The sequence below is a fragment of the Brevibacillus sp. BD137 genome, assembly GCF_041644655.1.
Taxonomy (GTDB): Bacteria; Bacillota; Bacilli; order Brevibacillales; family Brevibacillaceae; genus Brevibacillus; species Brevibacillus brevis_D.
The window spans coordinates 174,831-197,904 of record NZ_JAOTNO010000011.1; the positions used below are offsets into that span (position 1 = coordinate 174,831).

The window sequence follows — 23,074 nt, forward strand, 5'->3', positions numbered from 1 at the left end:
AGAAGTACGGGGTTGAAAAATATCGAAGAATTTGCCAAAAATACTGGCTTGGAGTTACAAGATGCGATAGATTTAAAATCGCATCTATTTCTAAATAAATATGATTTTCCAGCTTATGATGAAAAAGGTTTATATTTTTATAAGTCCAGATTAACACCTGACCCTGAAGTAACATATGCATTTCATAAAGTGCTGGAAGGAGAATTTACTTCTGCGCAGAAACAGTGGTTTCAGCAGTTAAAAGCACATGAACTAGATGAAAAAGATAGGATGGACAACAAAGGAGAATACTATAGACATCCAGATTCATCGGATTTTGAGTCAAAAACTTGGAAGTCAAAACCACCTGGAGCACATGATAACGCTGTAGATCAACCTGAATTCGGGACGTTTCCTGGATATAAGGAGAACAGTTCGACATTTTATAAAATTAAAAAAGGTGATGAGTATGATATTGTCTTTTGATAATGCTGTTCAACGGATAAACAAAATTATTTGGAACATAAAAAACAATCCGAAAGAATCTCATTCTGTTCTGTTAGGTGAATATTTACGAAGAATGGCTTGTTTCTTTAAACCTTATTTTTCTTCCCAAAGTCCAATGGGGAGCCCACTTGGAGTTATAAAAATTGAAAATAATAGTTTTTTCCTAGAAATTGAAAAAATAGTAGAGGAGAGTTTACCTGATATTATTAACCCTATACATTACAAAATATGTAAAAATTATCTAGAGCTTGCCTATCTTGTTGAAAAAGGGTATCCAGAAGCTTTAGAAGTACAAGATATTTATGAACCTATTATTCAATTTTTTGAAAGAGGTGGTAAATTGAGATTTGATAGCGATAGAAGTTTTAGTTGTGGTAGTGCGGCTTTTGTTTTAGACAATTGGATTGATTTTCATAGTAATAGGCCAGAGACAGACATTAGTTTTCCAAACCTAGAAAAAATGGATATCAATAATTCGTGAATGAACTAATCATTTCAATAGGGAAAATACCCATTTACAACCCAAGCAACAAGATCGTACAATACAACCAACAAACCAAACACTTAAAAACTTGACAAATACGCTTGATAAACTTTTAAAAGCTCTTTCTAACTTGAACCATGAGTAGGAATGAGCTTTTTTGCATGCCTGGAATGAAAGATTTGGCGGGTAACAGGCCATTCCTTCGTCAGGAATCTAATACGGGTACATGGTTCATATCGTGGGAACTGATTGACGGTGGTGGTGATTCTCGGGGTGAGCAAAGGAGACGTGTTTCAGGGCGAGAAGTCGTTACCTGAAATCGGTCAAGATATACAAGCGGTATCAACGTCATTACAAGAGAAGAATCCTATACATCTAAAGCGAGTTTTTTGGACCATGATGACATTCCAACGCCATGGAGAATGTAAACAAGCCTATTTATTTTCAGGAGAACGGATGAAGCGTGGCTTGTATCGTTCGAAAGACGGAACCTTGCTGAATGCAGATGTGAATGGAGCCTACAATATCTTACGAAAAGAAGTTCCAACGGCATTTACCGCCACTTGTGTTAAGCGTCCAGTAACGACGACACATAAGAACCCCCCACTTCAACCGGGAGGTAAGTGGGAGGAGTATTATTCATTTTCCCTCGAGATGACGCAGGATCGCCATCAAATCGAGCTCACCAAGTCCTGATTCCAATGCATGACGATAGGTAGCATTTACGGATTCAGCCAATGGGGTAGAGACGCCTGCTTCATTCGCAAGGCGAAGGTCCTTGGCCATATGCTTTAGGGCAAAGGCAGCCGGATAGTCATCAGCGAGGATGGAAGCCGCTTTTCCGCGAATGAGTGGTGTTCCTACGGCGCTCTCGGAAATGATGTCCAGCATTTGCTCCGTACCAATGCCGAGGGATCGTGCGAATAGTAATGTTTCAGACACACCTTGTACTGTAATGCCGAGCAGCAGGTTGATCGCCAGCTTCGCAGATGTACCCGCTCCGTTTGGTCCCAAATAAAACGCGGCTTTGCCCAGCTTGTCCAGCAGAGGCTTGGCTACCTCAAAATCAGCCCGCTCGCCGCCTACCATGATGACGAGCTTCCCTTCTTTTGCAGGTCCTACACTGCCAGATACAGGTGCATCGAGAAAGCGTAGCCCAGCTTGTTTGGTCTGCTCGGCAAGAAAACGGGATGTATCCGGTGAAATCGTGCTCATATCTACTGCAAGCTTGCCTTGAATGGACAGGCTCAAGAGACCGTCTGAGCCTGTATAGATTGCTTTTACGGCATCATCGTCGCTTACCATCGTAAACAGTACATCGCTTTGTGCCACCAGCGCGGACAAAGTCGCAGTCTCTTTCGCACCTAATGCCACCAATGGTGCAGCTTTTCCCGGTGTACGGTTCCAGACACGTACATCGTAGCCTGCTGCCAGCAAATTGCTAGCCATTGGTATGCCCATGTTTCCCAAACCAATCCAACCGATGATCATCGTCTTGTTCTCCTATCCGCGTTTTATGCTTTTATTTGTTGTTGGACAAGTATCTTCATAGCAGCGTGCTTGGATTCTGTCATCGCAAACAACTCGTCAAATCCAGAAGGAAGCGTCTTATCCAGAACACGCAAGCCTTCCTCGGTAATGCCACCTTTGGTAGCAACACGTTCGATTAGCTGGTCGAAGCTAAGCTGTTCGTTTTTGAGCAAAAGAGCGGTTCCCAGCATCGTTTCCACCAGCATGCTTCTCGCAGTATACAAGTCAAGCTCTGGTGTTTTGCGAACGGCTGCCTGCGCGAACGAATCAAGAATCCCTGCGATCAGTCCTGGGGCGCTGCTGGTGAGGATCGTCGCTGTTTCGATCTCGATCTCGGATACTTCCTGTGATTGACTAATGGAAGACAGGAGGGTGAGAAGCTCATTGCGATCCTCTGTACTTGTTCGACTGCTGCATGTAAATAGAGATACACCATGCAGTTCTTGCGAAGTGACGGTAGGAATTACCTTGCTCACAGCACCTGCATGGACGGTTTCCAAATCCTTGATGCTAACACCTGCTGCTACAGAAACGATATGTACACTTTCAGGGATAGACAACTCACGCAGTACAGGCAGGATATCCAGTGGCTTTGTGCAGAGGAAGACCAGCTTTGCCTTATTGCACACCTCTTGCGCACTTTCGGCTATGAGAATGCCATGTGATGCTTGCAGATTTTCAGCCTTTTCTCTTGTTCGATTGAAGACGGTGATATGCTCGGGCTGGATCACACCGCTTTTACAGAGTGATTTCACCAGCATTTGACCCATACTGCCTAGTCCAATGATTCCAATTCGCATGTGAAAAACCCCCCGTTTTATTGTAACGTAGGCTCATGAAAAAAGGTACAGCCTCCCATGTGAGAGAGCTGTACCTTTATGTTTCATTTAACAGATTAGTCGTCAGAGCTTCGGAAAATCATGATGTACTTCGCCAACTCCAGAACAGAGATTAGAGCGGCAGCTACGTACGTCAGAGCGGCTGCACCCAGTACTTTGCTTGCACCACGTTCCTCTTCATTGCGGATGAAGCCCATTCTGAGCATCAGGTCTTTTGCACGGCTACTTGCGTTAAACTCGACAGGCAGTGTGACGAGCTGGAAGGCAACTGCTCCGGAGAAGAAGATAATCCCGATCAGCAAGAGGCCAGCCATTTTAAAGAAGAAACCAGCCAACAGCAGCAATGGCGCCACACCGGACACCAGGTTGACTACTGGGAAAATGCGATGGCGAGCTACCAGCATCGGGTACGAGACCTTGTGCTGAATTGCATGGCCAACCTCGTGACAAGCAACGGACAGAGAGGCAATCGAGTTGCCGAAGTATACAGGATCAGACAGGCGTACGACACGGTCAGTCGGGTCGTAGTGGTCGGTCAATGTACCTGGGATGTGTTGAACAGGAACGTTCGTCAAGCCGTTGGCATCGAGCATGCGGCGGGCGGCCTCTGCACCGGTTAGACCGGAGGAGGTAGGAACTTCGGCGAATTTGTTAAAAGTTCCTTTCACACGGAATTGTGCCCAGAGCGACAGTCCGAATGCAATCAGAATCAGGAAATCCATAGGATGGAAAAACACTCCACACTCACTCCTCGTTGTAATCTATGAAAACGAATGTTGCTAAGCCATACATGTAACCTTACTACTACATTCTGTCCCATATTCATGTATACGAATAAGTCCTATGGCAGTTTCACTAATTTATTGTACATTCTCTGACCATTATTGACAATGTTGCCGCATGCCAAAAAAACAGACACATTCCTCGTCAGTATGATTGGGAATGTGTCTGTTTTGATACTTATCTGTCGTGATTTTGGGTTTTATGATGCTCGGTTTTTCGCGGGGTTTGAAAGCCCTTCACTTCGAGCATTTTACTGCTCATTTTAGAATCCAACGTCTTTTCAGGAGCCTGCGGATATGATTTTTCACCTTTGGACACCGAAATATCCTCCTCGAAAACATAATCGTGAACAGGCTTATTATTTCCACGGATGGATGCGAAAGGACGTGGGAATGGTTTACAGCTGAGAAAAGGCGCGGTCTACAGCTGCGATGGTGAATTGAATGTCTTCTTCTGTATGAGCTGTCGTCACGAACCAAGCTTCATATTTGGATGGTGCCAGGCATACCCCTTCGTTCAGCATCAGCTGGAAGAAGCGAGCAAATACTTCCCCATTCGCTTTCTGAGCTGCATCGTAATCGTGAACAGGCTCGTCCGTAAAGTAAACAGCCAATGCCCCTTTTACACGATTGAGCTGGATGGTTACGCCGTGTTTGTTTGCCGCTTCGATGATTCCGTTCGCAAGCAGGGCGCCCAGTCTTTCGAATTCATCGTACACGCCCGGCTGCTTCAATACCTCCAGGCAGGCAATTCCCGCACGGATGGAAGCAGGGTTACCAGCCATTGTTCCTGCTTGATAGGCAGGTCCGAGTGGGGCGACCTGCTCCATGATTTCCCGACGACCGCCATAAGCGCCGATTGGCAGACCACCGCCGATAATTTTGCCCAATGCAGTCAGATCAGGCTCAACTCCCAGGAGGTTTTGTGCGCCGCCATAGCAGAAGCGGAAGGCTGTGATCACTTCATCGTAGACGACAAGTGCGCCCGCTTCATGCGTAATGCGGTTAACTTCTTCCAAGAATCCAGGCTCAGGCGTTACGATACCGAAGTTGCCGACAATCGGCTCAACGAGGACGCAAGCCGTTTCGCTTCCCCATTTACTCATAGCTTCTGCGAAAGCCTCGATATTATTAAAAGGTACCGTAATGACTTCGCTGGCAATGCTTTGTGGTATACCTGCACTGTCCGGAATCCCTAGGGTAGATGGCCCGGAGCCAGCAGCAACCAGCACCAAGTCAGAGTGGCCGTGGTAGCAGCCCGCGAATTTGATGATTTTGACACGTCCGGTATAAGCACGTGCTACACGAATGCAAGTCATGACTGCTTCTGTACCGGAGTTGTTGAAGCGAATGCGTTCCATCGAAGGAATTGCTTCGCGGATCATGTTTGCAAAGGTAATTTCCCATGGAGTAGGCGTACCGTAAAGGGTCCCGTTGGTAGCCGCTTCGCAAATCGCGTTGGTCACATGTGGATGTGCATGGCCAGTAATGATGGGGCCATATGCTGCTAAATAGTCAATATATCGATTGCCGTCCACGTCCCAGAAATACGCGCCCTGGGCACGTTCCATCGTTACGGGTGCTCCCCCGCCTACAGCCTTGAAAGAGCGGGAAGGACTGTTTACCCCGCCTAGAATGACGTCGAGTGCTTGCTCGTGCAGTTGCGCGGATCGTTCACGTTTCATGCATGTTCCCTCTTTTCTTTTGGAAAAAGTCCTTCATTATCTTACCACAGCAGTTCAACAACTGGATATGAACGGAGAGCTATAGATGAAGGAAAGGAAAAATGATACAATTTTCAAGCAAATCACTCCATGGGTAAAGGCGGGGTCATCATGAAACTTGAGTGCATCTCCATGAAAGGAAGCGGCAAAAGCAATGAGGACGCCTATGTGATTCAGCAGGTCAAGCATGTGTATGCGGTTATCGATGGCATTACGTCGCTGATCCCGTATGAGAACGCAGCAGGACAGACAGGCGGAGCTATCGCGGCTGAGCTTGTAAAAAAGCAGCTGGAATCAATCCCTGAGGATGCAGTTTTGCACGATTACTTGGAGATGATAAACGAAGCTCTCCGGGAGCAGATGAGGCAAAGCGGCATCGATCTTGAGAAAAAGGAAGCATTGTGGGGAGCGGCCTGTGCAGTCGTCCGTGTAAAAGATGCCCAAATCGAGTACGCGCAGTTGGGAGATTGCATGATATTTGCCGTTTATGATGATGACATGGTAAGACCCCTGACCCATACGCAAGTCAGCCATTTGGAACAGGCGGCCTTGGCGAAGTGGGAAGAAGGAATTAACGAAGGATTGTGTACCCGAACAGAGCTGTACGAACGATGTATGGACATCCTGATCCATAACCGCTATCAGGCGAATGGACCAGGGGGCTACGGTGTGTTGAATGGCGATGCTGCCTGTCGGGATTTTATTGAGTATGGACGCATGAATCGAGTTGGCGTGAAGGCGTTGGTGCTGGCAACGGACGGTCTGTTCATGCCGAGAGCTTTAGGTGGAGCACAGCCGGAGTGGGAAGAAACGGTGCTGCCGATCGTACATAAAGGGCTGCAACGTTATACAGACGAGCTCATTTCTCTAGAAAATAACGATCCCGAATGCATCCACTATATTCGATTCAAAAAGTCTGACGACAAAACGGGCATGATCCTTTCTCTTCATTAACAGTTTGGTGCAGTTTGCCTTTTGCACAATTCGATTAGCTCATATACACTACAAATGGTATTTAAGCGAAGAAAAAAGGACGGTTTTCCATGATTCAAGTAAATCATTTACAAAAGGATTTCCGCATCCATCAGTCCAGACCGGGCCTTGGTGGTGCTTTTCGTGATTTGTTCAGTCGGGAGTACAAGACGGTAAAAGCAGTGGATGACCTTTCCTTTACAGTAGAGGAAGGGGAAATGTTCGCGCTGATTGGGGAAAATGGTGCTGGGAAATCGACCACGATTAAGATGCTGACCGGTATCTTAACTCCGAGCGATGGCGAAATCGTCATTAACGGCTTTGTGCCTTTCAAGCAGCGGGAAGAGTATGTTCGTTCCATCGGAGTTGTTTTCGGGCAGCGCTCTCAGCTTTGGTGGGATCTATCTCCACTAGAGTCCTTCCGCCTATTGAAAAGCGTTTATAAGGTTGACGAAGCAGAAGGAGAAAAGTGGCTGGAGCGTTTGATTGAGGAGCTGGAAATTACTCCGTTCGTCAGTCAGCCAGTGCGCAAGCTAAGTCTCGGACAGCGGATGCGCTGTGAAGTGGCTGCTTCGTTGATTCATAAGCCACGTCTGCTGTTTCTCGATGAGCCGACAGTTGGACTCGATGTGCTCGTTAAGCAAAAAATCCGTGAGTTTCTCCGCAATCTGAACGAGACGGAAAATATGACGATCTTGTTGACGACTCACGATATGTCAGACATCGAAGCTCTCTGTAAACGTGTGCTTGTCATGGACAAAGGGAAGCTGATCTTCGATGGCTTGCTGAATGACCTCAAGGAAAAATGGGGTAATGGCACTGAGGTGTCCTTCCAAATGAAAAAGCGCACTTCCGCAGCCGCACTCCGTCAGGCATTGGGAGAGATGCCTTGTGAGATCGAGCAAATCAATGATTTTACCCTCAATGTAAAAGTAGCGCGAAGTCAGGAAATGCTGCCCTTTGTTTTGTCGACGGTCATGTCATCGTTTGAAGTCAGTGACGTGAAAATCGAGGAGACGAGCACAGAGGATATCGTTCGCAACATTTATTCCTCAGACCAAGAGGTAAGAAGCCATGCGTAAGCTTTATATGGAACTTATCCGCATGAGGTTTTTGACTATGCTTGCCTATCGTGTGAACTATTACAGCGGGATCATCATCTACGCGATCAACATCGGTGCGTACTACTTTTTATGGGGAGCGATCTACGGAGGCCAGCAGCAGCTGGGCGGGCTTACGGTGGAACAGATGACTTCCTACGTTGCGATTGCATGGATGTCGCGGGCGTTTTATTTTAACAACATCGATACAGAAATAGCCCAGGACGTCCGAGAAGGCAAGGTCGCGATCGAAATGATACGCCCCTATAATTACTTGTCCGTGAAAACGGCGCAGGCGTTTGGGGAAGGGATCTTTCGCTTTCTCTTTTTCGCGGGTCCAGGAATCTTTCTTATCAGCCTGATCATTCCGTTCAGCTTCCCGGCTACAGCGACCGGATGGGGGCTTTATTTGCTGAGCTTGATGTGTGCGTTTTTGATCAATACACAAATCAATTTGGTGACAGGCTTGTTGACTTTCTTCCTGTTCCGAAACGATGGCATGATGCGAGCCAAGCGGGTCGTGGTAGATCTGATGTCTGGTCTCGTGCTGCCGATCAGCTTTTTCCCCGGTTGGGCGCAAACGGTAATGGGCTATCTTCCATTCCAGGCGGTCAACTACTATCCGAGTCTGATCTTCACAGGTGCGATTTCAACGGAACGCTCTTGGGAATTGATCGGTTTTCAGTTCATCTGGATGTTTGTCATACTGGTCCCCATCTTGGTGATGTGGCGTCTTGCCCGCAACAAGCTGGTTGTGCAAGGAGGGTAGAGCATGCAAAACATGAGACATATTTTTAGTATTTTTGCCGACTACCTAAGCCAGTATTTCAAAACGAGACTTGCCTATCGAACGGATTTTCTTGGAGATTTTGTGTCCAATCTGGTTTCTGAGTTGATCAATCTCGTCTTTATTGTTGTTGTGTTCACTCATGTTCCGCTGATGGGGGATTGGACGCGTGACGAGATTATCTTTATCTATGGTTTCTTTTTGGTTCCATACGCATTGTTCTCGATGTTCTTCGGTTTTTGGGACTTCAATGAACGGTATATCATCCGTGGCGAGATGGATCGCATCCTGACGAGACCGATTCACAATCTGGCGCAGGTGTGCCTCGAGTCGATTGCACCAGACCGCATTTTTGGCGTCATAACTGGAATCATCATCATGGGGTATGCTGCCATTCAACTCGATTTGTCGTTTTACTGGTACGACGTGTTCATCTTTATCGGGCTCTCGATCAGTGGGGCACTGATTTACGGTGGCGTGTATACTGCGATTGCTGCGGTTAGCTTCTTTTCCGACTCGCGAACAGGGATTGCCCCGATGATTTACAACATCCAGCAATATGGGCGTTATCCGGTAGATGTGTACAACAAGGCTATTCGCTTTGTGCTCACCTACGTGCTGCCGTTTGCCTTCGTGGGTGTTTATCCAGCGGCTTACTTTTTACGCAAGGAAGTCTGGTATACGTATGCGGCAATGACGCCGGTAGTTGCTGTTATTTTCTTCGGGATTGGGCTTCTCGTTTGGAACTGGGGTGTTACGAAATATCGGGGAGCTGGTTCTTGATGATTTATAACCCGAAATCGTTGTGGTAATATTAGATGTAACGAGATATAGAAGCATAAAGTAAAAAACGACCGTCCCGGCTGCAACCGGAACGGTCGGTACAATAGGCGCTTCCCGCAAAGGGGTGCGGCTCAATACTGTGTTGTGAAATAGACCGCAGAGCTGTCAACTCAAGGGCGGTCTATTTCTTTTTGGTCAAGGTAACAACCAAGCCGATTAAAGCGACCAGGAACAACCCAAACTGGAAAAGCAGTCCGAGTGTTTCGTTCGTTACCACAGGCCTCACCCCCTTTCAAATGGGGATGAGTCATATTCACATTAAACTCATCGGAAAAATAAACAAGAAGTGTCGAGCTGGCAGTTTCCTCTATTGTCAAATCAAAAAACAGCAGTATAATATGCTGTATACAACTACACATTCCTTCGGGGCAGGGTGAAATTCCCGACCGGCGGTGATCATGCTTTATGCATGTTAAGCCCGCGAGCCTCCTGAGCTGATAGGTAGCGACGGAGTGCAGGATCTGGTGTGATTCCAGAGCCGACAGTACAGTCTGGATGGGAGAAGGATGACGACAGTACGTTTATCACACGTGCTTGTTTGCCTGTGCAAACGGGATGAGAACGTAGAGGCCAGCCCTCTTGTTTCTTGTACCTTTTATTTGCGCATGGTTTGTCATACGCTTGCAAATGCCCTGTGGAACTTTTAGCCACAGGGTTTATTCTGTTTGTGTAACAAGACGTGTGAGCTTACAACGACTGTTGCCATTCCTCAAGAAGGAGTAGAACAATGAGGAGATGGTAAACATGAAAGAAACAGCGCTGCATTCTTCGCGCACACGTGCAACCCAAAAGCTGGTGACGATTCCCATGCTGGCGGCGGTTGCATTTATTCTGCAGTATCTCGAGGTTCCTGTTCCGCTGATGCCAAGCTTTTTGAAGCTCGACTTCAGTACACTTCCGGCATTGATCGGTGGGCTCATGTACGGACCTGTAGCTGGCGTTATTATCGAGGTACTGAAAAATACACTGCATATGCTCTTCAAAAATACAGACGGTCTGTTGATCGGTGAGCTCGCAAATGTCGTAGCAGGATCAAGCTTTATTTTTGCAGCTGTCTACATGCAGCGTCTCGGCCAAGGCAAAAAAGGCTTCCTGACTGGTCTGGCTCTAGGGACGATTTTGATGACGATAGTCATGGCTGTAGCGAATGCTTATGTGCTGTTGCCTGCGTATGCTGTGCTTTATCAAATGCCGATTGAACAGCTCTTGTCCATGTTCAATGCGACAAGTATCTGGTCATTAGTTCTGTATGGAATCGTACCATTCAATCTTTTCAAAGGTGTTATGATTTCAGTGGTTGCATATCCGATCTACGTGAAGCTCGGCTCCCGAATCGCTGCGCGAACCAACAATTGACAACCACGATGTGACTCGCTAATATGTGTAGTTAATAGATAGTCAGAAAAGGCTATGAAAGGACCCGCAGCTATACCCACGTGACAGAGAGTCGGCCCTAGTCTGGAAGGCTGATACGTAAAGGATAACTGCACCCCATCCTGAAGCCGCTGGTGAAGAACTGAGCCGGATGCCCACCGTTATCGGGTTATCGAGAGGACTATGGCGTCTGCTGTAGTCAATCAGGGTGGTACCGCGGAAGTTAATCCTCCGTCCCTTTTTGGGATGGGGGATTTTTTGCATTTTACGTAAGAACAAAAAGGAGCGTAGACGGATGAAAGAGGACAAAGCGTTTGTAAAAGAAATTACACCGCAATCGGAGGATTTTTCGCGTTGGTACATTGATGCCATCAAAAAGGCGGATTTGATGGACTACACACCGGTACGCGGCTGCATCGTGTTCAAGCCGGATGGCTTCGAGCTATGGGAGCGAATTCAAGAGGCGATGAATATGCGCTTCAAGGAGACAGGGCATCGAAATGCCTATTTCCCGATGCTGATCCCCGAGTCTTTCTTTCAAAAAGAAAAAGAGCATATCGAGGGCTTCAATCCCGAGTTGCCTTGGGTAACAGAGGCCGGTGGCGAGCCGCTAGAGGAAAAGCTCGCGCTACGTCCAACCTCCGAGACGATCATCGGACATATGTACAGCCAATGGATTCAGAGCTATCGCGACCTGCCTGTATTAATCAACCAGTGGGCAAACGTGTTTCGCTGGGAGAAGCGGACGATGCCGTTCTTGCGGACATCAGAATTTCTTTGGCAGGAAGGCCACACGGCACATGCGACAGAGGAGGAAGCTCGTCAGGAAACGATGCAAATGCTAGAGATTTACCGAGAGGTCGTCGAGCAGGAGCTGGCCATTCCGGTTTGGAAGGGACAAAAAACTCCAAGTGAACGCTTTGCTGGTGCTGTCGACACGTATTCCATTGAAGCGATGATGAAGGATGGCAAAGCAGTGCAAGCGGGCACCTCGCACTATTTGGGCGATAAATTCGCCCGCGGCTTTGAAATCAAGTTTTTGGATCGTGACAATCAGTTCAAGTACGTTCACACCACATCATGGGGAACCTCTACGCGACTGATTGGTTCGATGATCATGGTGCATGGCGATGACCGTGGTCTCGTGTTGCCACCTCGCATGGCTCCGACACAAGTGATTATGATCCCAGTCGGTCCGATGAAGCTGCGCGAGAAAGTCATGGAGGCGTTTGATCCACTCTTTGACGAGATCAAGGCTGCAGGTGTGCGTGTCCGTGCTGATCTTCGCGAAGAAACGCCAGGCTGGAAGTTCAATGAATGGGAAATGCGCGGGGTTCCTCTGCGTCTGGAGCTCGGTCCGCGTGACGTGGAAAATGGTCAAGTAATTTTGGCTCGACGAGATACAGGAGAGAAGGTGACGGTTTCTCTTGAAGGTATCGCGCAAACAGTTGTTCAACTGTTGGAAGAGATTCAGCAAAATATGTTCCAAAAAGCGCTAGCCTTTCGGGATGAGAACTCCCATTTGGGGATCGATACACTGGAGCAGCTATCCGCTCATATTGCCAAAAACGAGAGCGAAAACAAAACGAGTGGATGGGTGTTAGCTGGCTGGTGTGGGGATGATGCTTGTGAATCGAAGATCAAGGAGGAAACTAAGTTCACCTCCCGCAACATCCCGTTTGAGCCTCCTGTGCAAAAGAAAGCCTGCATTTGCTGCGGCAAAGAGTCACAGCATAGTGTCTGGTTCGGTAGGGCGTATTAATCAAACAAAGGGTGTGTCCACGCTTTGGCGGCAGGGCACACCCTTTTTTCATCTAGCGTCCGAGTATCCAATCAGTAAAAGCTCGAACATCCGTAAAGTGGTAGTCAGGCTCGGGAGCGAATTTTCCCGACTTTTGTGTAACCAAAAGCCAATCCACACCGACTGTTTGCAAACCAGCGGCACGACCAGCCAAAACATCGGCATCACTGTCACCTACAAAAATGGTGTCCTCCGGTGTAGCGCCTAGTTGTTGCATAGCGGTAAAAATCCCCTCTGGGTGTGGCTTCGGATCAGTGACCTCATCCCCTGTGATTACGACGGAAAAATACTTGTCTAATCCCCATTCTCGGAGGGAGATATCAGCGCTTTTGCGGCCTTTTCCTGTCACGATCCCCATTTGGATACCGGCTGTGTGTAGTTCATCGAGCATGTTTCGGATATTTTCTGGGTTTTGTATACGGGAGTGTTCGTCTGTGTATACACGATAAAAATGAGCGAGGGCGTTGTCATGCACATGGGAGGGCAGCTTGTTTTGCAAAATGCCTGTCTCTGTGGGGCCAAAGAGAGCTACAATCTGCTGGTCGGTATAATGCTCTTGTAAAAACTGCTGAAAGGTAGAGCGAAAAGCGGTGAAGATCAAGGGGAGAGTATCGGCAACTGTGCCGTCGAAATCAAACAAGATTGTCCGCATGGGAGTCCTCCTTTGATTAGAAAATAAAAGAAAACCATCGTATCTGATGGTTTTCTTGGTGACTTACTCATCCGAATCATCAAAAGGATCATCTGAATCATCTGTTGGGTCCGCTGGAGTCAATGGGAACAGGGTGTCGAAAAACTTGAATTTTCGACGACCAGATTCCTTTTTGAACCCTTTGTACTTTTGCAACAGCTCAGAGATGTCCTCCACAAATTGATTACGTTCATCTTGACTCAAATAAAATTCAGTCAAATTATAAGCGAACGTATTTTTATACTCTTTCCTAACATCTTGGTCGCTTGCGACGAAGCGATTGAGAGTTCGCATGAGGTCCTTTTCCGTAGTACGAAACGGAGTGAACATGACATCACTTAATTGTTGAGCGTTTTCTTCGATCATCAATTGGAGCTTGACCTGAATGACCTTGGCAACAGGCTCATAATATTTCTCCACAATGGAGCCTTTTACCCGGGTATCCACTTGCTCAAGCAGCCCAACACGCACGAGCTCCTTCACATGGTAATGTAGCCGTGCAGCATTTTCGCCTAGTTCTGTAGCGATTTGTTTGGCCGTTCTGGGCTCCAAATCTTCAAAGAGTTCCAAAATTTTAACCCGTTCCGCTATAGCAAGGGATTTTAGCGCTTCTGGATCTGTTACTTCATAAAACTCTTTCATGCGAATTCACCATCCAACTGACTAGGCCAAATTTTATTTTTTTTTATTCTATCCTTTTCTGAATCAAAGCGCAACTTGTATGCGGATGAAGTCACTACTAGATTGTGGTAAAATGGGACCAGCAAAAACAGGATATTATCGAGAGGAGGGAAAAGTTTGACGGCAGTAGGACAAGCTGCACCTGCATTTACTTTGCAGGCGAGCGACAATCAGACCCTCTCACTTTCCCAATTTCATGGTCAAAATGTAGTACTCTATTTTTATCCGAAGGACCAAACGCCGACATGTACCACAGAAGCATGTGATTTCCGTGACTTCCATTCGGGCTTTGCTGAGCTGAATACAGTTGTTCTCGGAATCAGTCCGGATTCTGTGAAATCGCATGATAAATTTATCGCGAAGCACGAATTACCTTTTCCACTTTTGGCCGATCCGGATCATCAAGTGGCTGAGGCTTATGGTGTGTGGGTGTTGAAGAAAATGTACGGACGAGAGTACATGGGTATAGAACGCACCACGTTCGTCATCGACAAAGAAGGCAACATCGCAAAGGTATGGCCAAAAGTAAAGGTCAAAGGACATGTGCAGGAAGTGCTTCAATTTATTAAGGAAGAGCTTCAATCCTAACGTGTATTTCGCAATGAGCGAATGGAGGAATACAGATGAGTGTATCCACGGAATATGTTGTACAAAGCTTTTGCCAATTGGCGAACATCCCAAGTCCATCCGGCAATACGGAAAAAGTAATGGCTTGGGTTGCACAAGAGTTAGAAAAGCTTGGCGTCTCTTATAAACGGACAAACAAAGGGGCAATCGTTGCAACAGTAGCGGGGGCCAATAACGAAAAGGCAAGACTCTTGACCGCTCACGTCGATACGCTGGGCGCGATGGTAAAGGAAATAAAGAGCAACGGGCGCTTGAAGCTGACCTTGATCGGCGGCTTTGCATTCAATGCGATTGAAGGAGAGCACTGCGTTGTAGAGACTAGCAGCGGTCGTCTTGTAACCGGTACCATTTTGTCCACCAAAGCTTCCGTGCATGTATACAGCTCAGAAGCGGGGAAAGCAGAGCGCAATGAGGCGAACATGGAAGTTCGACTGGATGAAAAGGTTACAAACAAAGAGCAAGTTCTTGCGCTTGGGATTTCCGTAGGAGATTTCGTCTCCTTTGATCCGCGAGTGACGGTAACGGAAAGCGGCTTTATCAAGTCCCGCCATATTGACGACAAAGCAAGCGTAGCTGTGCTGCTGGGGGTTCTGAAAGAACTGAGTGAATCCGGCTTGAAGCTACCTTACACCACGCACTTTTTTATCAGCAATAATGAAGAGATCGGCTACGGTGGCAACTCCAGCATCCCTGACAACGTGGTGGAGTACCTGGCTGTTGACATGGGAGCGATTGGGGACGGTCAGACGACAGATGAGTATTGCGTGTCCATATGTGCGAAGGATTCCACAGGACCTTATCACTACGGATTGCGCAGTCATCTGACCAAGCTCGCACAAGCGAACGGTCTGAACTACCAAGTGGATATTTATCCTTACTATGGTTCTGACGCAAGTGCTGCGCTGAGAGCCGGATATGACGTTGTCCATGGCTTGATTGGACCGGGAGTAGATGCTTCCCACTCCCATGAACGTACACATAAAGAAGCGCTCGACAACACGGCAAAGCTCGTGATGGCCTACCTTCAATCGAAAGAAATGCAAGCATAGGAGGACCAGATGAGCAATATGTATCAATGGGCTGACTACTATGACCTCACGCAACGCGGTGTTACGGGTGATGTTGAGTTCTATCTGGAGCAAGCCAAGCTGGCAGGCGGAAAAGTACTGGATCTCGCTTGCGGCACCGGAAGAATCAGCATTCCTATGGCGCAGGCTGGCATCGACGTTACCGGAATTGACCTATCCCAGGATATGCTGGCAAGGGCTCAGGTAAAGGCTGAGGAACAAGGTGTGACATCCGGCTTAAAGCTATTGCAAGGGGATATGCGCGCCTTTGATCTGCAGGAGTCATTTTCACTGATTATGATTCCTTTTCGGTCGTTTTTGCACCTTTTGCATGTTCAAGAGCAAATGAAGGCATTGACGTGCATTCGCAAGCATCTGGCTCCAGGCGGGAAATTCATCATGAACGTGTTTGTACCCAAGATCCATCATTTTTACGAGGAAAATGAAAAAATGTCCTTGCGTGGCACCTATCCACTCCCGTCAGGAGAAGAGGTTGCGATGTGGGATTACACCCGCTATGACCATTTTCAGCAACTGTCCGAAGTGACACGCATATACGAGCGTACGGATGCACAGGGAGTTGTGACGGAACGGGTGAGGGGCCGATTTACCCTCCGCTACATTTTCCCCGCGGAGCTCCATCATCTGCTTCGTTTAAATGGCTTGAAGGTCACACAACGATACGGTTCTTTTGCAAAGACGCCTTTTGATGCAAATAGCTCAGAATTGATTCTGGTCGCAGAGGCTTTGTAAACGGAACCTGTGGAGGGGATATGGAATGAAGATTTATACAAAGTCAGGGGATAAAGGTGAGACGTCACTGGTTGCAGGTGTCCGCGTGCCTAAGTTTGCGGACCGTGTAGAGGCATACGGTACTTGCGATGAAGCCAACTCGCAGATTGGATTGGCACTGGCTCTGTTGCCTGCGACAGAAGAATGGAAGGAATTGCAGGATGTGTTCCATGTCATTCAGACAAAGCTGTTCCATGTAGGAGCTGAGCTTGCGACGCCAGAAGGCAAGAAGGTCGGTTGGCCGATTGCAGAAGAGGACGTTACTTTTCTGGAAGAGCAAATTGACATGCTAGATGCAAAGTTGCCGCCGCTCACCAATTTTATTTTGCCTGGCGGACATCCAGCTGCGGCTGCCTTCCATGTTTCGCGTACGGTCGTCCGACGTGCAGAGCGCAAAGCTGTTCATGTGGCACAGCAGGAGCAGGTAAACCCGTCCGTGGTCAAATACCTCAACCGTCTGTCCGATTATCTGTTCGTTGTGGCGCGTCATATTAATAAAGAGACAAGTGCAGTAGAAAAAACACTGCATGAATAGGCAAAAGCCCCCTGGGATCAAGCAGGGGGCTTCCGCTTTTTATTTGGTACGCAGGTAAGTGGTGATTCCCGACAGAAAATCGATTTTCTCTGTATGAAAAGTCTCGTAGAGAAGCTTTCCATCCTTACATGCGTTTCCTTCTAGCAGCATAGTGAGCTGCGTGTTGGTAATCGGGAAAAATGGAAATCTCTCCAACATATTTACTACAGGCTTCATGAGAGCGAGAGGGATGTGGATTTTATTGACCTTTCGCTTTCCAATGGCCTCGCCAATCGTATCGAGAATTTGTCCGTAGGAAAGCCGTTCGGGTCCACCTGTTTCGTAGGTTTGATTGGTTGATTCCGGTCTGCCCAAGGCTTGGACGAATACATCCGCCACCGTCTTGCGAGCAACTGGCTGCAAAGGGTAGGAGCCATCACCAATGACTGGTGTGACAGGTAACCGCACCAGATCGGCGAGCATGTTCACGAATTCATCCCCAGGACCAAAAATAACAGACGGACGGAAAATGACATACGGAATACCGCTTGTTTGCACAAGCTGCTCTGCTTCGTATTTGGTTCGGTGATAGGAGCTCGTGGCGTTTTTGCGTGCACCAAGAGCACTCATATGGACAATGCGCTTGATTCCAGCTTGCTTAGCGGCCTCCAGTACATTTTTTGTACCTTCTACATGGATACGAGAAAAGCTAATGCCTTTCCCCGGTTGTTCGCGAATAATTCCAACGAGGTGGATGACAGCGTCGCAGCCATCCATCGCTCTCATCAATGATTCTTTATCAAATAGATCGCCAGTTGCTTCCGTAACATGTGGATTGGCGGTTTCGGTGAAGGGAAGCTTACCTGTTGAACCAGCTCTGGTGAGGCAAACCGTCTCATATCCTTCTGCCTGCAAGCGCTCGAGTATACCCCGTCCAACAAAACCTGTGGCACCAGTCAGGAATACTTTCATGGAAAACCTCCTCCCGTTAAATACTTCCAGATTCATTGTACAACAGTTGCAGTCTGCGGTGCTATCGATCGCTGTGTTGACCAAGGCGGTATAATGTAGGGAAAAGGGGGATATATTTATGGCACAACGCAAAGTACCTGTGGCCGACATTTTGGATAATTTACAGCAGCTTTATCCGGATGCGCACTGTGAATTGAATTATACAACCCCGTTTGAACTTCTCATTGCGACCATTCTTTCGGCCCAATGTACAGATAAACGGGTGAATGAGACTACCGCACCCATGTTCCAGCAACTAAACCAGCCGGAGCATTACCTTCATTTGACACAGGAAGAAATGGAAGAGCATATAAAAGGGCTTGGGTTGTATAAGAATAAGAGTAAAAACATTTTAGAGACCTGTAGAATCTTGTACGAAAAATACAATAGCGAAGTTCCACAAACGCATGCCGAGCTCGAAGCATTGCCGGGGGTAGGGAGAAAGACTGCAAATGTCGTTTTGTCCAATGCATTCGGGATTCCTGCGATCGCGGTGGATACGCATGTATTCCGCGTAGGAAACCGGTTAGGCCTTGCGAATAGCGACAATGTGGACGAAGTGGAGCGGCAGCTTATGAAGCGCATTCCGAAAGAGAAGTGGACGGATGCGCATCATTGGCTAATCTGGCACGGCAGACGTGTATGTTCGTCGCGCAATCCACAGTGCGGTAGCTGTACACTTCAATCCATGTGTAAGTTTGCACAGGCTGAAGCCAAAAAAACCAAAAAACCTGCAACCAAAAAGCCTGCAAAAGCAAAGTAAAAAACTTGATTTTCCACTTCTTTCTGTTCAAATCGAATGAATGGATATTGACAGTTTTCGCCGACTAGACGTACACTTATTTATAGTAATTCTAATCAATGACATTAGAGAAGCTTGTTCTTTTGTCTTGCGAAAGACTGTGGGGTGTAACAAGATGGTACAACGTGTGGAGAAAGCTGTTGAAATCCTGAAGAATACCGGGGTTCGCATGACACCACAGCGCCATGCAATTTTGACCTATTTGCTGGAAACGATGACTCACCCGACGGCTGACGAAATATATAAAGCCCTTGAAGGCAAATTCCCGAATATGAGCGTTGCAACGATTTACAACAATCTACGAGTCTTTAAAGATGCTGGATTGGTTACAGAGCTCACTTACGGGGATGCGTCCAGCCGATTCGATGCCAATGTGGAAGAAGATCATTATCACGCGATCTGTACCACCTGTGGGGCAATCAGTGACTTCCACTTTCCGTATTTGCGGGATGCAGAAGTAGCTGCTTCCAAGGACATCGGCTTCAAAGTAACCGGACATCGTATGGAAGTTTATGGCGTTTGTGATTCCTGTCAAAAGAATCCCCACTAAGAATGTATTTGATGGATGAGCACCTCCTGCTTGAATCGGATAATCCCGGTGATGCAGGGGGTGCTTGTTTTTGGAGGACATAACCCTTTCTGTCGATATCTGTAACCTTTTGGCTTCTCGTACGTCTTCTTTTTGGTAGAAGCTTGTCCGTGAATTACCAGAATACAAAAGGTTGTGAATGTATTGAACCAACGCTATGATCGAAATAATGAGTCAAATCATACAGCCCAAGTCAGAAGACAGGCTTATGTACCGGGAAGCAGGTGGAGATTATGAGCAGGGAGTCAGGTAGAGCTCTGCGACCAAGACGAAGAAGAAGAAGGGCTTTTGGCAGGCTGTTTTTGTTAAGCTTTTTCTTGTTGGCTATCTTTGGCAGCATTTACTGGTTTTTTGTACTCCGTGCCTCAACTGAGCATGTGCAGCCGTATGATGGTGACAAAAATGTGATTGTATACGAAGGCTCGCGGAAAGAGTCTACGTATATATTGGAATCAGAGCAAATATTGTTGCCCTTTGATTTCATTAAAGAAAGCATTGATCCAGCGATTTTTTGGGATGAACCTACACGTTCCGTTATCGTCACGACGAAGGATAAGGTGCTTCGGATGGAGAGCGGAGAAGTTGTCGCTTATCTGAACAAAAAACCTGTGGATTTACTCGTTCCAGTGAAAGAGGTCGACGGCACACGCTATGTTCCTTTGGATCCTTTGGAAAAGCTGTATCCGTATTCTTTTGAGCGAAAAGCAGACACGGGTGTCCTGGTCGTTGAAAAAGAGGGCTATGAAATTCAGCAAGCGAAAGTAATCGCTGCGGAAGAAAAACAAGCAGTCCGTACGGGTGCTTCTCACCGAACTCCGATTGTAGCAGAGCTGTCTGCGGGTGAGGTTGTCGACGTTCTTGGTAAAAAGGAAAACTGGTATCACGTTTTGACGGCCTCGGGAGTAGGTGGATTCATTTCAGAGAAAAGTATTGGAATGACAGATGTGCGCAAAGTCCAGCTAGAGCACACGACTGCTACCGGACAACAACACGCTGCTTGGAAGCCTGAGGGAAAGATCAACCTCGTATGGGAGCACGTCGTCAGTAAAAATCCGGATGTTTCAAAAATTGGTGCATTACCAGGGGTAAATGTAGTTTCACCTACTTGGTTTGAAATGAAGGATGCAGAAGGAAAACTATTGAATAGGGCCGACCCTGCATACGTCAAATGGGCCCATAAGAGGGGCTACAAGGTTTGGGGGCTTGTTACAAACGGGTTTAATCCAGATTGGACCAAATCCGTTCTCAGTAGCTATGACAAGCGAGATCAATTAATTGCCCAGCTTCTGTACTACGCTCATCTATACGATCTCGATGGCATCAACATCGATTTTGAAAACGTGTATTTAGAAGAGAAAGAAGAGCTCGTACAGTTTGTTCGGGAGCTGACGCCGTATCTCCATCAGCAAGGACTGACTCTTACCATAGATGTGACGATCAAGTCAAACGCGAAGCAATGGTCCATGTTCCTGGATCGGAAAGCGTTGGCCGAAGTCGTCGATTATGTTGCGGTGATGACGTATGATGAGCATTGGGCAGCGAGTCCAAAAGCTGGTTCCGTCGCATCATTGCCATGGGTGGAGCGGGGCTTGCAAGGAGTGCTGGAAGAAGTCCCTAACGAAAAACTGTTGCTGGGTGTGCCGTTTTACACACGCTTATGGACGGAAGCGAAGCAGGCCGATGGAACCGTGAAGGTGAGTTCCAAAGCTTATTCCATGACAAAAGCGCAGGAATGGATCAACGAACGCAAGCTGACGCCAGTTATGGATGAAGCTTCAGGTCAACATTATGTGGAGTACAAAGACCCGAAGGATGGCAATGTCTATAAAATGTGGATAGAAGATGTGACGTCAATGAAGAAGCGTATGGAGATCGTTAATAAGTATGACTTGGCGGGTGTGGCTTCTTGGCGCAGAGGTTTTGAGGTGCCGGAGATCTGGCAAGCAATTGACGAGACTCTGAAATAAAAGACAGACAGCTTTCACGAAAGAAAGCCACCTGCACCCCGAATGCTGGGGAATTGGCAGGTGGCTTTTTACGTATAGTTGAAAGGAATCATATTATGTCTGGTTTTGCTGAGGATGTCCGTCTTCTAGGCGTAAAGGTTGTCCACAAAACATACAGGCGTCTTCTTTTCCCAACATCTTCGTGACTTTTTGGCATGAAGGGCATTGCACCTGTGGAGCTGAAGTGGAGACCATCCCGGAAATCATAAACAAGACTGTACTGCCCATTGTCAGAATGAACCCGATGATCAAAAGCAGCGTCATAAAAATGTAAGAGCCTTTTAAGAGGTTTCCAAGTAAAGGAATAAAGTCCAAATAACCTGCAAAAAATGCGTACCCTGTATACATCAGCAAAATGCCGATTACCATGCTCCAGTTGCCCCATGTGCGCATGCGTTTGATCTTGCTCAGGCGTTCTGTATTTTTCATGATCATTCCTCCTACCCTATAGTATAGCATACAAAGGATTTGTCTGTTGACAAGCAGGAAACCGACAAGACTTGTAGAATCCATAAGTTCAACCCAGGGGGCAGGGAGGAACAGGGCATGACTTTAAGGCAGACGTATCTGGAAAATCTCCAGCAGCGTTTGGATGTGCAAGCGGTGCTTGTTTTAAATGATTCGGATATGCTAGTCCCATTTCGCGAGGGAATCTTTTATTTCGTCGTAGTAAATGAGCCCCAAGCAGATGGTAAAATCCGTCGCATGCTATTTCAGGAACAAGTGATCATCGAGCAGCAAATCAGCACGTGGCAACTGGAGAAGGGAGCCATTTGCGGTTTGGATGAACGACTTGCCGAGATGCTTCGAAGGGCAGAAATTGTTTGGGACAAAGAGCATTATATGAAACAAATGAAGCTGCGCCTGGCTAGTTTGTCATCTTCTCTTCAGAAAAAACATATCTGTAAGGAGTATTCCCAAATCCTTCGTTTTTTTCACGAGACAAAAGAGTTTTTGCAGCAAGGTATGATGCTGGATGCACATCACTCTGCCATTCAAACGATTCACTATTTGGCTCGTCTCATTGTATATGAAGCGGGAGATCATCCTCAGCCAGCTTTATGGACGCAAGTCAAACAGATAGATCCTTCTATATATAAGTTGTATGAGGAGCTGTCTTTTAATGCGGAAGCATTGGAGAAGCGAATTGAACTACTTGTGCTGGCAATTGAATTTTGGATCGCATCCAGAACAAAGGAATCTGTTCGATACCTGGTTGAGCTCATGGATACGAAATCAGGGCCTTGGCGTTTGGAAGAGCTGATGAATCATCCAATGATTCAAGAAGCAGAAATCGAGATTCCTCTTGTGATAGATAAGATGCTTCAGCGCTTGTTGATTCAAGAGATTGTATGCAAGGATGGGGAAAAGGGCGACAGAGAAACAGGTTTTATTTTAATGGGATAAAAAACTTTTCAATTAGTGTTGACTATTGTTTGTGATCCATGCTATATTAACAAACGTCGCTGCTGCGCTAACGCAGTACGGCTGAGAAAAAAAGTTTTAAAAAACACTTGATTTTATAAGTGGTTATGTGATAAATTAAGAAAGTCGCCTCTGGGCGATGAAACA

The 23,074-nt window shown here is 47.0% G+C and carries 26 protein-coding genes, 1 pseudogene and 1 riboswitch; of the genes and pseudogenes, 17 read left to right on the forward strand and 10 right to left on the reverse strand.

Annotated elements, in window-relative coordinates; translation table 11 throughout:
* Positions 1-12: 12 nt before the first annotated feature.
* The 3 genes and pseudogenes from ODZ53_RS22055 to ODZ53_RS22065 all read left to right on the forward strand — a co-directional run.
* A complete protein-coding gene (locus ODZ53_RS22055) occupies positions 13-465 on the forward strand; it encodes a hypothetical protein (RefSeq protein WP_372680053.1) in 453 nt (150 codons plus the stop codon).
* Positions 449-967, forward strand: coding sequence for a hypothetical protein (locus tag ODZ53_RS22060; RefSeq protein WP_372680055.1), 519 nt, complete (start codon positions 449-451; stop codon positions 965-967). Before ODZ53_RS22055 ends, ODZ53_RS22060 begins: the two co-directional genes overlap by 17 nt.
* A 341-nt stretch (positions 968-1,308) precedes the next feature.
* Positions 1,309-1,528 (forward strand): annotated as a pseudogene (locus tag ODZ53_RS22065) (RNA-guided endonuclease InsQ/TnpB family protein); the annotation flags it as partial.
* A gap of 81 nt (positions 1,529-1,609) precedes the next feature.
* Here the strand turns inward: ODZ53_RS22065 and ODZ53_RS22070 are convergent.
* From ODZ53_RS22070 to ODZ53_RS22090, 5 genes are all read right to left on the reverse strand, one after another.
* A complete protein-coding gene (locus tag ODZ53_RS22070; RefSeq protein ID WP_372680057.1) occupies positions 1,610-2,461 on the reverse strand; it encodes an NAD(P)-dependent oxidoreductase in 852 nt (283 codons plus the stop codon).
* Positions 2,462-2,484: 23 nt separating this feature from the next.
* Entirely contained in the window at positions 2,485-3,300 is an 816-nt protein-coding gene (locus tag ODZ53_RS22075) for a pyrroline-5-carboxylate reductase family protein (RefSeq protein ID WP_372680059.1), read from the reverse strand.
* 95 nt (positions 3,301-3,395) lie between these two features.
* Positions 3,396-4,076, reverse strand: coding sequence for a zinc metallopeptidase (locus tag ODZ53_RS22080; protein ID WP_188067252.1), 681 nt, complete (start codon positions 4,074-4,076; stop codon positions 3,396-3,398).
* 223 nt (positions 4,077-4,299) lie between these two features.
* Positions 4,300-4,440 carry a hypothetical protein gene (locus tag ODZ53_RS22085; RefSeq protein ID WP_012684780.1) on the reverse strand — a complete coding sequence of 47 codons (141 nt, stop codon included), beginning with the start codon at positions 4,438-4,440 and terminating at the stop codon, positions 4,300-4,302.
* Positions 4,441-4,519: 79 nt separating this feature from the next.
* A complete protein-coding gene (locus tag ODZ53_RS22090; RefSeq protein WP_142498331.1) occupies positions 4,520-5,806 on the reverse strand; it encodes a glutamate-1-semialdehyde 2,1-aminomutase in 1,287 nt (428 codons plus the stop codon).
* Between the two features lie 150 nt (positions 5,807-5,956).
* Here ODZ53_RS22090 and ODZ53_RS22095 point away from each other — a divergent pair, with 150 nt between their 5' ends.
* The 4 genes from ODZ53_RS22095 to ODZ53_RS22110 all read left to right on the forward strand — a co-directional run bounded on the left by ODZ53_RS22095 (position 5,957) and on the right by ODZ53_RS22110 (position 9,487).
* A complete protein-coding gene (locus tag ODZ53_RS22095; protein WP_372680062.1) occupies positions 5,957-6,799 on the forward strand; it encodes a protein phosphatase 2C domain-containing protein in 843 nt (280 codons plus the stop codon).
* 89 nt (positions 6,800-6,888) lie between these two features.
* Positions 6,889-7,899, forward strand: coding sequence for an ABC transporter ATP-binding protein (locus ODZ53_RS22100; RefSeq protein WP_372680064.1), 1,011 nt, complete (start codon positions 6,889-6,891; stop codon positions 7,897-7,899).
* Complete coding sequence (locus ODZ53_RS22105; protein WP_012684784.1) at positions 7,892-8,686, forward strand: ABC transporter permease; 795 nt, start codon at positions 7,892-7,894, stop codon at positions 8,684-8,686. Before ODZ53_RS22100 ends, ODZ53_RS22105 begins: the two co-directional genes overlap by 8 nt.
* A gap of 3 nt (positions 8,687-8,689) precedes the next feature.
* Positions 8,690-9,487 carry an ABC transporter permease gene (locus tag ODZ53_RS22110; RefSeq protein ID WP_142498333.1) on the forward strand — a complete coding sequence of 266 codons (798 nt, stop codon included), beginning with the start codon at positions 8,690-8,692 and terminating at the stop codon, positions 9,485-9,487.
* 181 nt (positions 9,488-9,668) lie between these two features.
* Here ODZ53_RS22110 and ODZ53_RS22115 read toward each other — a convergent pair whose 3' ends face one another.
* The gene (locus ODZ53_RS22115) at positions 9,669-9,764 is read right to left on the reverse strand and encodes a putative holin-like toxin (protein ID WP_012684786.1); all 96 of its coding nucleotides are present in this window, start codon (positions 9,762-9,764) and stop codon (positions 9,669-9,671) included.
* 138 nt (positions 9,765-9,902) lie between these two features.
* A riboswitch (FMN riboswitch) is annotated at positions 9,903-10,058 on the forward strand.
* A 233-nt stretch (positions 10,059-10,291) separates the two neighbouring features.
* Here ODZ53_RS22115 and ODZ53_RS22120 point away from each other — a divergent pair.
* Positions 10,292-10,903 (forward strand): ECF transporter S component, encoded by a 612-nt coding sequence (locus ODZ53_RS22120; protein WP_012684787.1) that lies wholly within the window; start codon positions 10,292-10,294, stop codon positions 10,901-10,903.
* A gap of 313 nt (positions 10,904-11,216) precedes the next feature.
* Entirely contained in the window at positions 11,217-12,683 is a 1,467-nt protein-coding gene (gene proS, locus ODZ53_RS22125; RefSeq protein ID WP_372680068.1) for a proline--tRNA ligase, read from the forward strand.
* A gap of 52 nt (positions 12,684-12,735) precedes the next feature.
* Here proS and ODZ53_RS22130 read toward each other — a convergent pair whose 3' ends face one another.
* Both ODZ53_RS22130 and ODZ53_RS22135 read right to left on the reverse strand, forming a co-directional pair.
* Positions 12,736-13,374 carry an HAD family hydrolase gene (locus ODZ53_RS22130; RefSeq protein WP_372680070.1) on the reverse strand — a complete coding sequence of 213 codons (639 nt, stop codon included), beginning with the start codon at positions 13,372-13,374 and terminating at the stop codon, positions 12,736-12,738.
* Positions 13,375-13,437: 63 nt separating this feature from the next.
* Entirely contained in the window at positions 13,438-14,055 is a 618-nt protein-coding gene (locus ODZ53_RS22135) for a winged helix-turn-helix domain-containing protein (RefSeq protein ID WP_012684790.1), read from the reverse strand.
* Between the two features lie 156 nt (positions 14,056-14,211).
* Here ODZ53_RS22135 and bcp point away from each other — a divergent pair, with 156 nt between their 5' ends.
* From bcp to ODZ53_RS22155, 4 genes are read left to right on the forward strand one after another with little or no spacing between them, the layout of a single operon-like run.
* Positions 14,212-14,682, forward strand: a complete 471-nt coding sequence (gene bcp, locus ODZ53_RS22140; RefSeq protein WP_048031450.1) for a thioredoxin-dependent thiol peroxidase — start codon at positions 14,212-14,214, stop codon at positions 14,680-14,682.
* A 35-nt stretch (positions 14,683-14,717) separates the two neighbouring features.
* Positions 14,718-15,770 (forward strand): M42 family metallopeptidase, encoded by a 1,053-nt coding sequence (locus tag ODZ53_RS22145; protein ID WP_372680073.1) that lies wholly within the window; start codon positions 14,718-14,720, stop codon positions 15,768-15,770.
* 9 nt (positions 15,771-15,779) lie between these two features.
* Positions 15,780-16,541: a class I SAM-dependent methyltransferase gene (locus ODZ53_RS22150; protein ID WP_012684793.1), complete on the forward strand. Its 762-nt coding sequence runs from the start codon at positions 15,780-15,782 to the stop codon at positions 16,539-16,541.
* Positions 16,542-16,566: 25 nt separating this feature from the next.
* Positions 16,567-17,115 (forward strand): cob(I)yrinic acid a,c-diamide adenosyltransferase, encoded by a 549-nt coding sequence (locus tag ODZ53_RS22155; protein ID WP_007728750.1) that lies wholly within the window; start codon positions 16,567-16,569, stop codon positions 17,113-17,115.
* Positions 17,116-17,154: 39 nt separating this feature from the next.
* Here ODZ53_RS22155 and ODZ53_RS22160 read toward each other — a convergent pair whose 3' ends face one another.
* Entirely contained in the window at positions 17,155-18,066 is a 912-nt protein-coding gene (locus tag ODZ53_RS22160; protein WP_372680076.1) for a complex I NDUFA9 subunit family protein, read from the reverse strand.
* Positions 18,067-18,184: 118 nt separating this feature from the next.
* On the opposite strand from ODZ53_RS22160, the gene nth reads away from it, so the two are divergent.
* From nth to ODZ53_RS22175, 3 genes are all read left to right on the forward strand, one after another.
* Positions 18,185-18,868: an endonuclease III gene (nth, locus tag ODZ53_RS22165; protein WP_372680078.1), complete on the forward strand. Its 684-nt coding sequence runs from the start codon at positions 18,185-18,187 to the stop codon at positions 18,866-18,868.
* Between the two features lie 154 nt (positions 18,869-19,022).
* Positions 19,023-19,457, forward strand: a complete 435-nt coding sequence (perR, locus tag ODZ53_RS22170; protein WP_012684796.1) for a peroxide-responsive transcriptional repressor PerR — start codon at positions 19,023-19,025, stop codon at positions 19,455-19,457.
* A gap of 272 nt (positions 19,458-19,729) precedes the next feature.
* Positions 19,730-21,463, forward strand: a complete 1,734-nt coding sequence (locus tag ODZ53_RS22175) for a glycosyl hydrolase family 18 protein (RefSeq protein ID WP_372680080.1) — start codon at positions 19,730-19,732, stop codon at positions 21,461-21,463.
* 93 nt (positions 21,464-21,556) lie between these two features.
* Here the strand turns inward: ODZ53_RS22175 and ODZ53_RS22180 are convergent, their stop codons facing one another.
* Positions 21,557-21,931 (reverse strand): YgzB family protein, encoded by a 375-nt coding sequence (locus ODZ53_RS22180; RefSeq protein ID WP_012684798.1) that lies wholly within the window; start codon positions 21,929-21,931, stop codon positions 21,557-21,559.
* Between the two features lie 117 nt (positions 21,932-22,048).
* Here ODZ53_RS22180 and ODZ53_RS22185 point away from each other — a divergent pair, with 117 nt between their 5' ends.
* Positions 22,049-22,909: a hypothetical protein gene (locus ODZ53_RS22185; protein ID WP_372680082.1), complete on the forward strand. Its 861-nt coding sequence runs from the start codon at positions 22,049-22,051 to the stop codon at positions 22,907-22,909.
* Positions 22,910-23,074: the final 165 nt, after the last annotated feature.

What these genes read in the sequence shown, in the direction of transcription:
- ODZ53_RS22060 (WP_372680055.1), top strand. Translation starts at nt 449, where the DNA reads ATGATATTGTCTTTTGATAATGCTGTTCAACGGATAAACAAAATTATT.
- ODZ53_RS22070 (WP_372680057.1), bottom strand. Translation starts at nt 2,461, where the DNA reads ATGATCATCGGTTGGATTGGTTTGGGAAACATGGGCATACCAATGGCT.
- ODZ53_RS22075 (WP_372680059.1), bottom strand. Translation starts at nt 3,300, where the DNA reads ATGCGAATTGGAATCATTGGACTAGGCAGTATGGGTCAAATGCTGGTG.
- ODZ53_RS22090 (WP_142498331.1), bottom strand. Translation starts at nt 5,806, where the DNA reads ATGAAACGTGAACGATCCGCGCAACTGCACGAGCAAGCACTCGACGTC.
- ODZ53_RS22095 (WP_372680062.1), top strand. Translation starts at nt 5,957, where the DNA reads ATGAAACTTGAGTGCATCTCCATGAAAGGAAGCGGCAAAAGCAATGAG.
- ODZ53_RS22100 (WP_372680064.1), top strand. Translation starts at nt 6,889, where the DNA reads ATGATTCAAGTAAATCATTTACAAAAGGATTTCCGCATCCATCAGTCC.
- ODZ53_RS22105 (WP_012684784.1), top strand. Translation starts at nt 7,892, where the DNA reads ATGCGTAAGCTTTATATGGAACTTATCCGCATGAGGTTTTTGACTATG.
- ODZ53_RS22110 (WP_142498333.1), top strand. Translation starts at nt 8,690, where the DNA reads ATGCAAAACATGAGACATATTTTTAGTATTTTTGCCGACTACCTAAGC.
- ODZ53_RS22120 (WP_012684787.1), top strand. Translation starts at nt 10,292, where the DNA reads ATGAAAGAAACAGCGCTGCATTCTTCGCGCACACGTGCAACCCAAAAG.
- proS (WP_372680068.1), top strand. Translation starts at nt 11,217, where the DNA reads ATGAAAGAGGACAAAGCGTTTGTAAAAGAAATTACACCGCAATCGGAG.
- ODZ53_RS22130 (WP_372680070.1), bottom strand. Translation starts at nt 13,374, where the DNA reads ATGCGGACAATCTTGTTTGATTTCGACGGCACAGTTGCCGATACTCTC.
- ODZ53_RS22135 (WP_012684790.1), bottom strand. Translation starts at nt 14,055, where the DNA reads ATGAAAGAGTTTTATGAAGTAACAGATCCAGAAGCGCTAAAATCCCTT.
- ODZ53_RS22145 (WP_372680073.1), top strand. Translation starts at nt 14,718, where the DNA reads ATGAGTGTATCCACGGAATATGTTGTACAAAGCTTTTGCCAATTGGCG.
- ODZ53_RS22150 (WP_012684793.1), top strand. Translation starts at nt 15,780, where the DNA reads ATGAGCAATATGTATCAATGGGCTGACTACTATGACCTCACGCAACGC.
- ODZ53_RS22155 (WP_007728750.1), top strand. Translation starts at nt 16,567, where the DNA reads ATGAAGATTTATACAAAGTCAGGGGATAAAGGTGAGACGTCACTGGTT.
- ODZ53_RS22160 (WP_372680076.1), bottom strand. Translation starts at nt 18,066, where the DNA reads ATGAAAGTATTCCTGACTGGTGCCACAGGTTTTGTTGGACGGGGTATA.
- nth (WP_372680078.1), top strand. Translation starts at nt 18,185, where the DNA reads ATGGCACAACGCAAAGTACCTGTGGCCGACATTTTGGATAATTTACAG.
- perR (WP_012684796.1), top strand. Translation starts at nt 19,023, where the DNA reads ATGGTACAACGTGTGGAGAAAGCTGTTGAAATCCTGAAGAATACCGGG.
- ODZ53_RS22175 (WP_372680080.1), top strand. Translation starts at nt 19,730, where the DNA reads ATGAGCAGGGAGTCAGGTAGAGCTCTGCGACCAAGACGAAGAAGAAGA.
- ODZ53_RS22180 (WP_012684798.1), bottom strand. Translation starts at nt 21,931, where the DNA reads ATGAAAAATACAGAACGCCTGAGCAAGATCAAACGCATGCGCACATGG.
- ODZ53_RS22185 (WP_372680082.1), top strand. Translation starts at nt 22,049, where the DNA reads ATGACTTTAAGGCAGACGTATCTGGAAAATCTCCAGCAGCGTTTGGAT.